This window comes from Nonomuraea pusilla (genome assembly GCF_900109355.1).
GTDB lineage: Bacteria > Actinomycetota > Actinomycetes > Streptosporangiales > Streptosporangiaceae > Nonomuraea > Nonomuraea pusilla.
Genome location: NZ_FOBF01000007.1, coordinates 117,378 through 131,111, shown reverse-complemented (window position 1 = coordinate 131,111; position 13,734 = coordinate 117,378). Strand labels below are relative to the sequence as shown.

Genomic DNA, 13,734 nt, shown 5'->3' with positions numbered 1-13,734 from the left:
GCGCGAGGCTACCAGTGGTTCCACTAATTACCAGCAATATCAGGATATTGGTGGCCAGTTCGTAATCTACAATGTAAAGGCCCCCGCAGAGCGGGGGCCGATGGGACGTCAGGCGGCCGGTACGGCGAGGACCCAGGCGCGGTCCTCGGTCAGGAAGCGGTCGAGACGCAGCCCGGACGCCTTCAGCTCGGCCGCCAGGTCCTCGTCCGTCAGGCGCCTGGACAGGAACGGCTGCCTCCAGACCCGGTCGCCGTGGGTGTAGCGCATCGCCGCGTCGAAGACGTCCGGCCGGATCTCCTCGAACCTCTCCAGCGTGACCGTGAGGCCGTCCTCGGTCCTGCCGCGCCCCACCCGGCCGGGGTCGTGCCGCTCCGGCGGCAGCCACTGGATGAGCACCGAGCCGCCCGGCCGGACGTGCCGGGCGCAGGTGTCGAGCAGGCCGCGCCGGTCGGCGTCGTCCGGCGTGTTGACGAGCTGCGACGCCAGCATGACCGCGTCGAAGCGCCGGTCGAGCCGCAGGTCCTGGACCCGCGCGAGCACGGTCTCCGCGCCGCGGACGTGTGCCAGCATCTCGGGCGACTCGTCCACGGCGACGACGGAGAACCCGTGCTCGACGAGCGCGTGGGTGACGCGGCCCACGCCGGAGCCGAGATCCAGGACGCTGCCGCCGGGCGGGGCCACCCCGGCGACGAGCTGGGCCTCGCCGGCGGGCTTGAGGAGGAGGTAGAACTCGACTGGTGAACCGTCGGGGGTGATCGAGCCGGGGCCCGTGCCGCTACTCTCCATGCCAGTTTTGTCCATGAAGGCACGGTAACCGTGGAACGCGCGGATCGACATAGGCAAGTGGCGCGCGGGGCAGGATGCCGGCGTGACCAGCGAGACCCGTCGGGTGGTGGGGGCGGCCGCGGGGCTGGCCGCGTTCCCCCTCGTCTACCACCTCACCGAGGCGGGCGCCCGCGCGCTGCGCCAGGCGTACGCCTCCTTCGGCCCGGCCTGGGCGGGCGCCCTCTGGCTGGCCGCCGTGGCCGTGCTCGTCGCCGTGCTCGGCGCCTGGCCCGCGGCCGCGCTCGCCTGCGGGCTGCCGCTCACCGCGGCCGGGCTGCTGTTCGCGCTGGACGCCGACACGGCCCTCGGCCTGGCCGACGCGCTGCGGCCGGTCTCCGCCCGGCCGCCGTGGCCGGAGGCGGGTGAGCCGCCCGGGGCGGTGGCGGGCACCACCGGCCTGTACGTCCTCGTGGGAGCCCTGCTGCTGCTGTCGGCCGTGCGCCGCCACCCGCGCGCGACCCTCCGCCGGTAGGTGTAGAAGGCCCGAACTATCCGGGGATGGGCGACCCGCCCGGGTAAGTCCGAAAGGCCGGAACTATCCTGTGGCGCGTGACCCGACGCGACCCAGGCCGCCGCAGGGCCCTGCTCGACGCCGCCGACCGGGTCATCACGCGGGTGGGCCCGGAGGCGTCGATGGCGGAGATCGCCGCCGCGGCCGGCATCACCAAGCCCGTCCTCTACCGGCACTTCGGCGACAAGAGCGGGCTGTACCGGGCGCTGGCCGACCGGCACGTCCGCACCGTCATCGCCCAGCTGCGCCCCCACCTCACCGCGCCGGGCGCCGACCTCCGCGCCAGGGCGAGAGCCGCCATCGACGGCTACCTCGACCTGGTCTCCGCCAACCGCGACCTCTACCGCTTCCTGTTCCACCGGGCCGGCGCCGAGGACACCAGGGTCCGCTCGCACATGACGGCGCTCGTCCGCGGCCTGGGTGAGGAGGTGGGCGACGTGCTCGCCGCCCAGAGCGCGGTGCCCGACCCGGTGCGGGCCCAGGTGCTCGGCCACGCGTTCGTCGGCATGGTGCAGGCCACCGCCGACTGGTGGCTGGAGCACCCGGAGGTCGACCGCGAGCAGGTGGTCGAGGGACTGGTGGACGTCGTCGCGGCCGGAGTCAGTCCCCGAACCGGGAGAGCCGCCCGTGGCGGCGGGCGTACCGCAGCGCCCCAGCGAACAGCGCCAGGGTCGCGGCCAGGTACACGGCGTTGAGCGCGGCCGCCCACGCCATCCGGTCCCACGGCACCGCGCCTCCCGCCATGACCGTGCGCATGCCCTCGAAGACGTGCGAGGCGGGCAGGAACCACGCCACCGTCCGGAGCGGCGCGGGCAGCACCGAGATCGGGTAGAAGATCCCGGCGAGCGGCTGCACGACGAACACCAGCGACCAGGCGATCACCTGCGCGTTCTCGCCGAAGCGGAGCACCGCGGCGATGCCGACCAGGCCGAGCGACCAGCCGAGGACGAGCAGCAGGCCCACGAACGGCACGAGGCCCACGCCGAGACCGGTCACCCCGAACCCGTACAGCGCGAACGCCAGCCCCGCCATCACGGCCACGGCGAAGGCCACCTTCCCCAGCGAGAACAGCACGAGGCCGAGGAGGTACTCCACGCTCGACAGCGGGCAGACCTGCACGTTGAGCAGGTTGCGCGACCAGATGTCCTCCAGGAAGGCGATGGAGATCTCGTTGCTGGCCTTCTGCAGCACCTGCCACAGCAGCACCGCCCCCAGCAGGAACGTCACCACGAACGGCACCCGCTGCGTCTGCAGGAACAGCGTGACGAACCCCCACAGCAGCAGCTCGACGGTGGGCCAGAACAGGACCTCGAACATGCGCATCGGGCTGCGCCGCAGCGCGGCGAAGTCGCGCCGCACCACGCCCATGATCCGCATGCGGCGGGCCGCCAGGCTCAGCGGCGGCAGCGTCAGGGCCTGCGGGGCCGACGGGGGAGTGGCGGCGGTCATCCGCGTGCCACCTTCAGGAACACCTCTTCCAGGTCCTCGGCGCCGTAGTGCCCGGCCAGCTCCTTCGCGCTGCCGGAGGCGACGATCAGCCCGTGCGACATGAAGCAGATCCGGTCGCACATGCGCTCGACCTCGCGCATGTTGTGGGAGGTGATCAGCATGGCGCTGCCGTCCTGCCTGGCGAGGGCCGACAGCAGGCCGCGGATGCGGTCGCCCGCGTCGGGGTCGAGGTTGGCCGTGGGCTCGTCGAGCACGAGCAGCCTCGGCCGGTTGAGCAGCGCCTTGGCGAGCTGCACGCGGGTGCGCTGGCCCGACGACAGCGTCATCACCTTCCGCTTGGCCAGCGGCCCCAGCTCGAACAGCTCGACCAGCTCGGCGACCCGCTCGCGGGGGCGGCGCACCGCGTACATGCGGGCGAACGCGTCGAGCACCTCGTGCACCCGCAGCGCGCCGGGCAGGTCCACGTAGCTGGCCGCGAAGTTGATGCGGCTGAGCACCTCGACGCGGTGCCGGGCCAGCTCCTGGCCGAACAGCACGATGCTGCCGGAGTCGGGCGTGATGAGCCCGAGCACCATGTGCAGGGTGGTGGACTTGCCCGCGCCGTTGGGCCCGAGGAGCGCCACCACCTCGCCCTCGCCGACGGTGAGGCTCACGTCGTTCACCGCGGTGACCGGCCCGAAGCGTTTCACCAGACGGGTGGCCTCCAGAATGGACACCGCACCAGCGTGCGTCCCGCCCCCGCCCCGAGGCAATGGATTTTCACCGAGCCGCGCCGGACTTTGAACCGCGTCTGTCGCAAGCGTGGCCCCGCCCCTGGCGCGAAGGGGCGGGGCCACGCTTGCGCGCGGTCCTGCCGCTAGTGCGAGCCGGCCAGGTCCAGGTCCTTCACCCGGGGGTCGCCCTCGTCCGCGAAGTAGTCGTCGCGGGACGTGGCGTCCTCGCCGTCGCGCACCTTCAGCGCGCGGAACAGCAGCGTGCCGAGCACGGCCACGACCAGGTTGACGATCAGCGCGAGGAAGCCCGTGTAGATCGTCATCGGGGTGTCGAGGCCGAGGTTCTTCAGCGCGAAGGCGGAGCCGCCGAAGTGCAGCTTGCCGTTGGCCGGGTTCGGGGTGAGGTACAGCATCCACAGGCCGGCCGCCAGGCCCGCCGCCCAGCCCGCCATGAGGCCGCCCTTGTGGAACCAGCGGGTGTAGAGGCCGAGCGCCACCGACGGCAGCGTCTGCAGGATGATGACGCCGCCGATGAGCTGCAGGTCGATCGAGAACTGCGGGTCGAGCAGCAGGATGCACAGCACGGCGCCCACCTTGACCACGAGCGACACCAGCTTGGACACCTTCGCCTCCTGGGCGTCGGTGGCGTCGCGGTTGATGTACTCGCGGTAGATGTTGCGGGTGAACAGGTTGGCCGCCGCGATGGACATGATCGCCGCGGGCACGAGCGCGCCGATGCCGATGGCCGCGTACGCCACGCCGGCGAACCAGTCGGGGAAGAGCTGGTCGAACAGCACCGGCACGATGGTGTTCGAGTCGGCCTTGCCGCCCGGGCCGACGATGGGCTTGGTGCCCGCCGCGATGGCCATGAAGCCGAGCAGCGCGATGAGGCCCAGCACGAGGCTGTAGGCAGGCAGCGCCGACATGTTGCGCTTGATGACGTTGCGGTTCTTCGAGGCCAGCACCCCGGTGAGGCTGTGCGGGTACAGGAACAGCGCGAGCGCCGAGCCGAACGCCAGCGAGACGTACTGGAGCTGGTTGGCGCCGGTGAGCAGGATGCCGTCGGCGGGGGCGGGGGTCTTGGCGAACTTCGCCGCCGCCGAGTCGAAGATGTGGCCCCAGCCGCCCAGCTTGGCCGGGATGTAGACGACCGCGGCGATGATCACGATGTAGATCAGCGCGTCCTTGACGAACGCGATCAGCGCCGGGGCGCGCAGGCCCGACTGGTAGGTGTAGGCGGCGAGGATCGCGAACGCGATGACGATGGGCAGGTGCCCGGTGATCCCCATGGCCTTGAGCACTGCCTCGATGCCGACGAGCTGCAGCGCGATGTACGGCATGGTCGCCACCAGCCCGGTGATCGCGATGATCAGCGCCAACGTGGGCGACCCGAAGCGGGCCCTGACGAAGTCGGCCGGGGTGACGAACCCGTGGACGTGCGACACCGACCACATGCGGGCGAGCACGAGGAACACCAGCGGGTAGACGACCACGGTGTACGGCAGCGCGTAGAAGCCGAGCGCGCCCGCGCCGAACACCAGGGCGGGCACGGCGACGAAGGTGTAGGCCGTGTAGAGGTCGCCGCCGACGAGGAACCAGGTGATCCAGCTGCCGAAGCTCCGGCCGCCGAGGCCCCACTCGTGCAGGCTCTCGATGTTCTCGGGCCGCCTCCACCTGGCCGCCACGAACCCCATCACGCTGACGGCGAGGAACAGCACCGCGAAGACGACCAGCTCGGTCGTGTGCGCGTTCACTTGGTCATCCTGTAGACGATCGTGGTGCAGGTGACGCCGACCGCGATGAAGGCGATCTGGAGCCAGTAGAACAGCGGAAAGCCCAGCAGCCGCGGCTCGTCGGAGTTGAAGAGGAACGTCAGCAGCGGCAGCACGATCGGCACCACCAGCAGCCAGTTCCAGGGGCTGCGGTCGGTGCGCGGCCGCCCGGGTTCCCGGGTTGTCATCGAACCCTCCAAGAAAGGGATCAGGAGCCGGTTCGGCGCCGGCTCCTGACAGTTCGTCAATGGGGGGAGATTAGCTTTCAGGAGTATTACCTGAAATGTCGGCTATATTACAGTTTGAGTAAAATGTGGCGTTTGTCCCAGAATATGAGACTCACGTTGAGCTGGAGAGGTCGAGGTCCTTGACGCGAGGGTCTCCCTCGTCCGCCGTGTACTGGTCGGGGCGGGTGCCGTCGGGCCCGTCGGGGGCGCCGAGCGCCCTGGCCGCCAGCGTGGCGAGCGCCGCCACGACCAGGTTGACGATCAGCGCGAGGAAGCCCGCGTAGACCGTCATCCTCGTGTCGAGGCCCAGCTTCGCCAGCGGGAACGCCGAGCCGCCGAAGTGCGCGTGCTTGGTGGCGGGGTTCTCGATGACGTACAGCATGGCCAGGCCCGCGCCCATGCCCGCGACCCAGCCCGCGATCAGCCCGCCCCGGTGGAACCACCGGGTGAACAGCCCGAGCGCCACCGACGGCAGCGTCTGCAGGATGATGACGCCGCCGATGAGCTGCAGGTCGATGGAGAACTGCGGGTCGATGAGGAGGATGAACAGCACCGCCCCCACCTTGACCACGAGCGACACCAGCTTCGACACCTTCGCCTCCTGGACGTCGGTGGCGTCGCGGTTGACGTACTCGCGGTAGATGTTGCGGGTGAACAGGTTCGCCGCCGCGATCGACATGATCGCCGCGGGCACCAGCGCGCCGATGCCGACCGCCGCGAACGCCACCCCGGCGAACCAGTCGGGGAACATCCGGTCGAACAGCTGCGGCACGACGGTGTTGACGTCGGTGCCGATCGGCTTGACCCCCGCCGCGATCGCCATGTAGCCGAGCAGCGCGATGAGCGCGAGCAGCAGGCTGTAGGCGGGCAGCGCCGACATGTTCCGCTTGATGACGTCGCGGTTCCTCGACGCGAGCACGCCGGTGACGCTGTGCGGGTACAGGAACAGCGCCAGCGCCGACCCCAGGGCCAGCGTGACGTACTGGAGCTGGTTGTTCGCGTTGAGCAGGACGCCGTCGCCGGGCGCCGGGGTCGCGGCGAACTTGGCCTGCGCGTCGCCGAAGATCGCCGGCCAGCCGCCCAGCCGGGCCGGGATGTAGACGACCGCGACGAGGATGACCAGGTAGATGAGGATGTCCTTGACGAACGCGATCAGCGCGGGCGCCCGCAGCCCCGACTGGTAGGTGTAGGCCGCCAGGATGACGAACGCGATGATCAGCGGCAGGTCGCTGAGCAGCCCGCTGCCCGAAACCCCCATCGTCTTCAGCACCGCCTCGATGCCGACGAGCTGCAGCGCGATGTACGGCATGGTGGCCACGATGCCGGTGATCGCCACCAGCAGCGCGAGCGTCGGCGAGCCGAACCGCAGCCGTACGAAGTCGGCGGGCGTGACCAGGCCGTGCACGTGCGACACCGACCACAGCCTGATCATGACGAGGAACACGATCGGATACGTGATCACGGTGTACGGCAGCGCGAAGAACCCCGCCGCGCCGGCGCCGAACAGCAGCGCGGGCACGGCCACGAACGTGTACGCCGTGTAGAGGTCGCCGCCGATGAGGAACCAGGTGATCCAGGCGCCGAAGCTGCGCCCGCCGAGCCCCCACTCGTGCAGGCTCAGCAGGTCGTCGGGACGCCGCCAGCGCGCGGCGACGAACCCCATGCCGCTGACCGCGAGGAACAGGGCGGTGAAGACGACGATCTCGGTGACGTGGTCGCTCACGGCCGCCTCCTGCCGCGCCTGGTGACGCGGTAGACCAGCGTGGTGGTGGCGACGCCGAGGGCGATGAAGGCGATCTGGAGCCAGTAGAAGAGCGGGAAGCCGAACAGCCGGGGCTCGTCGGCGTTGTACAGGAACGTCATCAGGGGGATGGCGATGGGCACGAGCAGCAGCCAGTTCCAGGGGCTGCGGTCACTCTTGTCATCGGGCACGGCGGTCTCCTCGGGGGTGGGTTCCTGGCTGGCGTACTCCTCACGACATGCGTCCGCCGGGGTGCGGCTCTTCCACCGCAGAGTAATGACGCCACGACCACGCCCACGTCACCGATCGCCGAGCGGTCTGCTCCTCGCGGCGAACGGTCGCCCGCCGGTCCTCCGGCAAGGCGCGGGGAAAAGGTGACATGAGGTGTCGGGTTTTCCCGGCAGCATCACCGGCATGATTGCTGTGGTTGCGGGCGCGACCCGCGGTACGGGACGAGGCATCGCCGTCCAGCTCGGCGCCGTCGGCGCCACCGTCTACTGCACCGGCAGGAGCACCCGGGAAGGGCGTTCCGAGGTGAACAGGGCCGAGACGATCGAGGAGACCGCCGAGCTGGTCACGGCGGCCGGAGGCACCGGCATCCCCGTACGCGTCGACCACCTCGACCCCGCGCAGGTCGAGGCCCTGGCGGCGCGCGTCGAACGCGAGCAGGGCAGGCTCGACGTCCTGGTCAACGACATCTGGGGCGCCGAGCACCTGTGGGAGTGGAACACCCCCGTCTGGAAGCACGACATGGACAAGGGCCTGCGGCTGCTCAGGCTGGGTATCGAGACCCACGTCGTCACCAGCCGGTTCCTCCTGCCCGTGATGATCAGGAACCGGGGCGGGCTGGTCGTCGAGGTGACCGACGGCACCAAGGAGTTCAACGAGACGCGCTACCGGGAGAACGTCTACTACGACCTGGCCAAGACGTCGGTGAACCGGCTGGCGTTCGCCTGGGCCGCCGAGCTGCGGCCGTACGGCGGCACGGCGGTCGCCCTGACCCCCGGGTTCCTGCGGTCGGAGGCCATGCTCGACCACTTCGGCGTGACCGAGGAGAACTGGCGCGAGGCCGAGGCCGACCCGGCCTGGGCGGTGTCGGAGACGCCCGCGTACGCGGGGCGCGCGGTCGCCGCCCTGGCCGGCGACCCGGACAGGGAGCGCTGGAGCGGCCGCTCGCTCACCAGCGGCGAGCTGGCCGAGGCGTACGGGTTCACCGACGTCGACGGCAGCAGGCCGCAGGTGTGGCGCTTCATCACGGAGGTCATGGAACGGGGCGGGACAGCCGACCCGTCCACCTACCGCTGACCCTGCCCCGCCCTCGCACCCCTGGGTAGGGTGTGCGGGCTGGGGGCTACGCCGAGGTCCGGGGTCGGTCAGGAGGGGGGCGTGGGGTCCGGGGCGGAGGCGTACAGGGCGGACAGGCGGGCGGCGGCCTCGGCGGCCATGGCCCGCAGCTCGGGCGGCCCCAGCACCTCGGCCTCCGGCCCAAACCTGAGCACCTGCGAGTACGCCACCGCCAGCGACTCCACGGCCAGCCGCACCGTGCCGTCGGGCCGCAGCGACTCCAGCGCGGCGGGCAGGGCGGCCGGGTCGGCGACGTGACGCAGCATCCGCAGCCCCGCCGGGGTCAGCCGCAGCGTGACCTCCTCCCTCAGCAGGGAGCGGCCGAACGCGGCCGCCTGCTCCGCCCAGAAGCCCGCCAGGTCGAAGCCGGGGTCGCGCTCGAACGGGACCTCGCCCAGGCGGACCTCGCCCACCCGGTCCACCCGGAAGATCAGGAACCCCCGCCCCTCCGTGCCGCGCCCCTTCGTGCCCCCCTTCTTGCCGGGGCCGGTGAGGCGGGCGGCCAGGTACCACACGCCCGCCTTCAGCACGAGCCCGTACGGCTCCAGCTCCCGCACCCGCTCCCTGTACGCGACCGTGACAGGCAGGTCGCTCCACACGGCCCTGGCCAGGGGGCCGAGCGCCGCGGGCGGCGGGTCGTCCCCGGCGAACCACCCGGGGGCGTCCAGGTGGAAGCGCTGCGCGGCCGCGTCGGGGGCGTCGCGCAGCGCGGGCGAGAGCGCGGCGGCCGCCTTGAGCCTGGCCGTCTGCGCCACGCCGGCGAGCCCCATCTCGCGCAGCGCGGCGGGCACGCCCGACAGGAACAGGGCCTGCGCCTCGGCCCGGTCCAGGCCGGTCAGCCTGGTGCGGTAGCCGTCGAGCAGGCGGTAGCCGCCGCGCCGCCCCCGGTCGGCGTACACGGGCACGCCCGCCTCCGACAGCGCGAGCACGTCCCTGTGGACGGTGCGCTCCGACACCTCCAGCTCCTCGGCCAGCTCGGCCGCCGTCATCGCGCCGCGGCCCTGCAGCAGCAGGACCAGCGACATCAGCCGCGCGGCGCGCACAGCGGCAGCACCACCCCGGACGGGTACGCGGGGGAGTGGAAGACCTCCACGTCGGCGGGCACCATGGGGCCGTCCTCGCCGAGGGGGCGGCCGGTGCCGGGGTTGCGGGCGATCGTCGGGTACGCCCCCGCGGCGACGTGGACGCGGACGCGATGGCCACGTCCGAAGCGGTGCCCGATCGGCCACAGGTCCACCTCGACGCGGCGCACCTCGCCGGAGGGCCCGTCGAGCGGGCCGAGCCGCCGCACCCCCTCGCACAGGTTGAACGACCTGCCGTCGGGGTGCACGTCGCACACCCGCACGACCACGTCCACCCAGGGGGTGCTGGAGCGGACGTACAGCTCGGCGCGCACCGGGCCGATCGCCTCCACCTCGGCGTCGAGCGCGGGGGAGCTGTAGACGAGGACGTCCCTGCGGGCCTCCAGGCGGCGCTGGTCGCGCGGGCGCGAGTCGGCCAGCAGCACGGGCCCGCCGATGACGGGCGTCGGGTGCGCCGGGTGGTAGCGGAAGCGGTCGGGCCCGGACTCGCGCGGCTCCCCGGGCTCCAGCCCGAAGCCCGGCTGCAGGTGCCAGCGCCGCTCCCGCGCGCCGGGCACCGGCCAGTCGGGGTAGCCGCGCCACTCCCCGGCGCCCGTGACGTACAGCCGCACGGGGTCGCGGCGCAGCAGGGACGTCTCGCCGAGCAGGTGGGCGCGGAACCAGGTCACGGCCTCGGCCATCGAGACCCGCCCGTGCCTGCCGTCGACGTGGTACCAGGGGCCGATGGTCAGGTGCGGACGGCGTCCGGCCGCGCGCATCGCCAGGTAGTCCTTGAGCTGCCACGGCAGGAACACGTCGTACCAGCCCCCGAGCATGGTGACCGCCGCGTTCACCTCGCCCACCCTAGGGGAAAAGTCCCGTTTGTCCCAGTACGGCACCGCGGGGTCGGCGTGGTGGGTCACCAGGTCGCGGAAGAACGGCAGGGGCCGCCCGGCGCTGGCGAGGTCCATCTCGGCCACCGGGCGGGCGGTCAGCACGGCCCGCCTGGCCGCCCTGGGCGCGACGAACGCGGCGGTCGTCCCGCCGAAGGGCCGCGACATGCCGTCGGTCAGCGTGGTCCAGCTCAGCGCGGACTCCAGGGCGAACGCGCCGCCGAGGTACGCGGCGTCCCTGAACTGGGAGGCCGTGATCTGCGTGGCCATCGCCTTCAGGTCGGGCCCGGCCTCGGCGGCGACCGCCCACTGGGCGTAGCCGAGGTAGGAGGGGCCGTACATGGCCAGCGAGCCGCCGTACCAGGGCTGGGCCCGCAGCCAGTCGAGGGTGGCCAGGCCGTCGTCGCGCTCGTCGCCGAGCGGGTCGAGCCTGCCGCCCGAGCCGAAGCCGCCCCGGCAGCTCTGGATCACCACGTGGAAGCCCTGCCGGGCGAAGCCGCGCCCGTACACCAGGCCGAACAGCCCGCGCCTGCCGTACGGCGAGCGCATCAGCACGACCGGCGCGGGCCCTCCGCCGGGCGGGGCATAGTGGTCGGCCAGCAGCGTCACGCCGTCGGGCATCGGGACGGGCAGGTCGCGCCTGAGCCGGACACGTCTCATGCACCAACCTGTAACAGATGCGGCGCGGGGGAGGGTAGTTACGGTCGCGTAGGGGTGTCCCGCCTTGGCAAACTATCCGGTCATGGGACGAATCACCTCGTACGTCGCCTTGGGGGACAGCTTCACGGAAGGACTGGAAGACCCGGCCGAGCACGGCTTCCGCGGCTGGGCGGACCGGCTGGCCGAGCACGTCGACGCCGCGCAGCCAGGACTGCGCTACGCCAACCTCGCGGTACGCGGCCGGCTCATCGACGAGATCGTCTCCGAGCAGGTGCCGAAGGCCGTCGAACTGGGCGCCGACCTCGTGTCGCTCTGCGCGGGCGGCAACGACATCCTGCGCCCCGGCAGCGGGCCCGCCGCCGTCGCCCGCCGCCTGGAGGAGGGGGTCAGGACCCTCACCGAGGCGGGGGCCAGGGTCATGCTCTTCACCGGGTTCGACCTGCGGCACGTCCCGGTGATGCGGCTCGCGCACAGCAAGATCGAGATCTACAACCTGCACATCCACGACATCGCCCGCCGCCACGACGCCGTGCTCGTGGACCTCTGGCCCATGACGGTCTTCCGTGACGCCCGCGCGTGGAACGCCGACCGGCTCCACCTCAGCCCGGACGGCCACCGCCGGGTCGCGCTGCGCGCGGCCGAGGTGCTCGGCGTCCCGGTCGAGCAGGACTGGCGGGAGCCGTACCCGCCGCGCCGCCCCCCGATCTGGACGGCCGCCCGCAAGGAGGACCTCCGCTGGGCCAAGGACCACCTCCGCCCGTGGATCACCCGCCGCCTCCAGGGCCGCTCCTCAGGCGACGGCGTCCGCCCCAAACGCCCCGAGCTCGCCCCTCTCGCCACCAGCTCCCGCTGACCACACCGGTCACTGCGCTGCTCCTTCCGCGACGGCTAGCTGTAGTGCTGGAAGCGGGGCCAGAGGGCGGGCCAGGGCTGGGCGGGGGTGCGGCAGAGGTGGACGGGCAGGCCCTGCTCCTCGTTGTCCACGCCCACGCCGTTGTCGACGCGGGCGCGCTCCTCGCAGGAGGCGAACAGCGCCCGGCCGCGGGGGCCGATGTTCACCACGACGGCGATCGTCGCGTCGGCGGGCGGCGGGCCGTACTCGTGGAGCTGGTTGTGGCCGGAGTAGACGCGGGTCAGCCCGGCCCGGCGCAGGGCGCCGTACTCGCCGTAGCTGCCGGTCAGGACGACCGCGCGGGCCCTTTCGCTCTCGGGCAGCTCGTCCAGGACCCGCCGCACGGTGGCGGCGAACCGCGGCCAGCCGACCGACTCGCGCGCCGTCTCGTTGATCGCGGGCACCGGCGTGGCGGCGAGCCGCGCCTCGGGGATGACCGGCAGCGCGATGACGGCCGACAGCAGCCCGGTGGCGGCCAGCCCCGCGTACGCCGCCCGCACCCGCGCCCTCCCCGCCGACTCCACCGAGACGCAGCCCGCCGCGAACAGCATGGCGATCAGGCCGCCCGTGTAGTCGAAGCGCCCGCCGCTCGCCAGCGTGAGGGCCGCGGCCACCGGGTAGGCCACGGCCAGCGCCCGCACCCGCCGGTCGCGCCACATCCGGGCGAACCCGAACGCCGCGATCACCGCCGCCGCCGGCCCGAACAGGACGACCTGCATCGGCACGAACAGCGCCCGCATCTCGCCGCCCTTGGTGTCGCTGAGCGCGGCGGCCATGGCGAGCTGCGGCCAGCCGTGGGTGGCCTGGTAGACGAGGTTCGGCACGGCCAGGACGACGGCGAGCAGCGCGCCGCCCCACAGCCAGGGGCTCGCCAGCGTCCGCCGCGGCCCCGCCAGCAGCAGCCCCGCCGCCAGCCCGAGCACCAGCAGCGCGATCAGGTGCTTGTTGTACGTCGCCACCCCCACCACCGCGCCCGCCGCGAGCCACCAGCGCGGCTGCCCGCGCGTCAGCGCCCTGAGCATGAACAGGACGGCCGCCGCCCACAGCGGCAGGTCGTAGCTGATGGTCAGCGAGAAGTGCCCGGCGATCAGCGGGTACGTCCCCGTGGCCGCGCCGAGCGCCGCCAGCACCTGAGCGACCGCCCCGCCGCCCAGCTCGCGCGCGATCAGCGACACGAGCACGACGAGCACCGCGGCGGCCAGCGCGGGGAACACCCGGATCCCGGTCTGCGTGTCGCCGAACAGCGCGATGCCCGCCCTGGTCAGCAGCGGTGTCATCGGCGGCTGGTCGACGTACCCCCAGGCGGGGTGCCAGGCGAGGACGCGGAAGTACAGCTCGTCGCGGTGGTAGCCGTAGCCGGTGCTCGCGGTGAGCAGCGCGGCAGGCAGGAGGAGCGCGATCAGCGTGACGGGCCGCCACGCCCAGGACCGTCCCATGAACGCCCAACCTAGATCACGCCGGGCGTCTCGTGAAGCCCGCGGGCCCCACCCGTGGGAACGAGCGCGGGATTCACGGGCGGCGGCGGCCGGCGCGTTCGCGTTGCGCGATCTTGATCCAGGGGGTTAACCTGTCGGCATGCGAAATCACGCTCAGCTCCAGTGGTGGCGCCGCTCCTAGGCGGCGCGTGTTTCGCATTCCCAAGGACG

At 72.4% G+C, this 13,734-nt stretch carries 14 protein-coding genes; 4 read left to right on the top strand and 10 right to left on the bottom strand.

What is annotated here, in order from left to right; all coding sequences use genetic code 11:
• Positions 1-108: 108 nt before the first annotated feature.
• Positions 109-801, bottom strand: a complete 693-nt coding sequence (locus BMX74_RS16975; protein ID WP_218153976.1) for a class I SAM-dependent methyltransferase — start codon at positions 799-801, stop codon at positions 109-111.
• Between the two features lie 67 nt (positions 802-868).
• Here BMX74_RS16975 and BMX74_RS16970 point away from each other — a divergent pair, with 67 nt between their 5' ends.
• Positions 869-1,297 carry a hypothetical protein gene (locus BMX74_RS16970; RefSeq protein WP_091101350.1) on the top strand — a complete coding sequence of 143 codons (429 nt, stop codon included), beginning with the start codon at positions 869-871 and terminating at the stop codon, positions 1,295-1,297.
• 77 nt (positions 1,298-1,374) lie between these two features.
• Complete coding sequence (locus BMX74_RS16965; RefSeq protein ID WP_091101347.1) at positions 1,375-2,031, top strand: TetR family transcriptional regulator; 657 nt, start codon at positions 1,375-1,377, stop codon at positions 2,029-2,031.
• Here the strand turns inward: BMX74_RS16965 and BMX74_RS16960 are convergent.
• From BMX74_RS16960 to BMX74_RS16935, 6 genes are all read right to left on the bottom strand, one after another.
• Positions 1,937-2,785, bottom strand: a complete 849-nt coding sequence (locus tag BMX74_RS16960; RefSeq protein WP_055502523.1) for an ABC transporter permease — start codon at positions 2,783-2,785, stop codon at positions 1,937-1,939. The two genes, BMX74_RS16965 and BMX74_RS16960, sit on opposite strands and share 95 nt — an antisense overlap.
• Positions 2,782-3,501 carry an ABC transporter ATP-binding protein gene (locus BMX74_RS16955; RefSeq protein ID WP_091101345.1) on the bottom strand — a complete coding sequence of 240 codons (720 nt, stop codon included), beginning with the start codon at positions 3,499-3,501 and terminating at the stop codon, positions 2,782-2,784. The genes BMX74_RS16960 and BMX74_RS16955 overlap by 4 nt, the downstream gene beginning before the upstream one ends.
• Before the next feature lie 140 nt (positions 3,502-3,641).
• Complete coding sequence (mctP, locus tag BMX74_RS16950) at positions 3,642-5,252, bottom strand: monocarboxylate uptake permease MctP (protein ID WP_055502521.1); 1,611 nt, start codon at positions 5,250-5,252, stop codon at positions 3,642-3,644.
• Positions 5,249-5,458, bottom strand: coding sequence for a DUF3311 domain-containing protein (locus BMX74_RS16945; RefSeq protein WP_055502520.1), 210 nt, complete (start codon positions 5,456-5,458; stop codon positions 5,249-5,251). The genes mctP (BMX74_RS16950) and BMX74_RS16945 overlap by 4 nt, the downstream gene beginning before the upstream one ends.
• Positions 5,459-5,609: 151 nt before the next feature.
• On the bottom strand, positions 5,610-7,220 hold the full coding sequence (gene mctP / locus BMX74_RS16940) for a monocarboxylate uptake permease MctP (RefSeq protein ID WP_091101343.1): 1,611 nt from the start codon (positions 7,218-7,220) through the stop codon (positions 5,610-5,612).
• Positions 7,217-7,429: a DUF3311 domain-containing protein gene (locus tag BMX74_RS16935; RefSeq protein ID WP_055502518.1), complete on the bottom strand. Its 213-nt coding sequence runs from the start codon at positions 7,427-7,429 to the stop codon at positions 7,217-7,219. The genes mctP (BMX74_RS16940) and BMX74_RS16935 overlap by 4 nt, the downstream gene beginning before the upstream one ends.
• 223 nt (positions 7,430-7,652) lie before the next feature.
• On the opposite strand from BMX74_RS16935, the gene BMX74_RS16930 reads away from it, so the two are divergent.
• Positions 7,653-8,543: an SDR family oxidoreductase gene (locus BMX74_RS16930; protein ID WP_055502517.1), complete on the top strand. Its 891-nt coding sequence runs from the start codon at positions 7,653-7,655 to the stop codon at positions 8,541-8,543.
• 68 nt (positions 8,544-8,611) lie between these two features.
• Here the strand turns inward: BMX74_RS16930 and BMX74_RS16925 are convergent, their stop codons facing one another.
• Both BMX74_RS16925 and BMX74_RS16920 read right to left on the bottom strand, forming a co-directional pair.
• Entirely contained in the window at positions 8,612-9,625 is a 1,014-nt protein-coding gene (locus BMX74_RS16925) for a helix-turn-helix transcriptional regulator (RefSeq protein WP_091101340.1), read from the bottom strand.
• The gene (locus tag BMX74_RS16920; RefSeq protein WP_055502515.1) at positions 9,607-11,196 is read right to left on the bottom strand and encodes a CocE/NonD family hydrolase; all 1,590 of its coding nucleotides are present in this window, start codon (positions 11,194-11,196) and stop codon (positions 9,607-9,609) included. The genes BMX74_RS16925 and BMX74_RS16920 overlap by 19 nt, the downstream gene beginning before the upstream one ends.
• An 82-nt stretch (positions 11,197-11,278) precedes the next feature.
• Between BMX74_RS16920 and BMX74_RS16915 the strand changes: the two genes are divergently transcribed.
• Positions 11,279-12,049: an SGNH/GDSL hydrolase family protein gene (locus BMX74_RS16915; protein WP_091101337.1), complete on the top strand. Its 771-nt coding sequence runs from the start codon at positions 11,279-11,281 to the stop codon at positions 12,047-12,049.
• A gap of 35 nt (positions 12,050-12,084) precedes the next feature.
• Here BMX74_RS16915 and BMX74_RS16910 read toward each other — a convergent pair whose 3' ends face one another.
• Positions 12,085-13,524, bottom strand: coding sequence for a glycosyltransferase family 39 protein (locus BMX74_RS16910; RefSeq protein WP_091101336.1), 1,440 nt, complete (start codon positions 13,522-13,524; stop codon positions 12,085-12,087).
• Between the last annotated feature and the right edge of the window lie 210 nt (positions 13,525-13,734).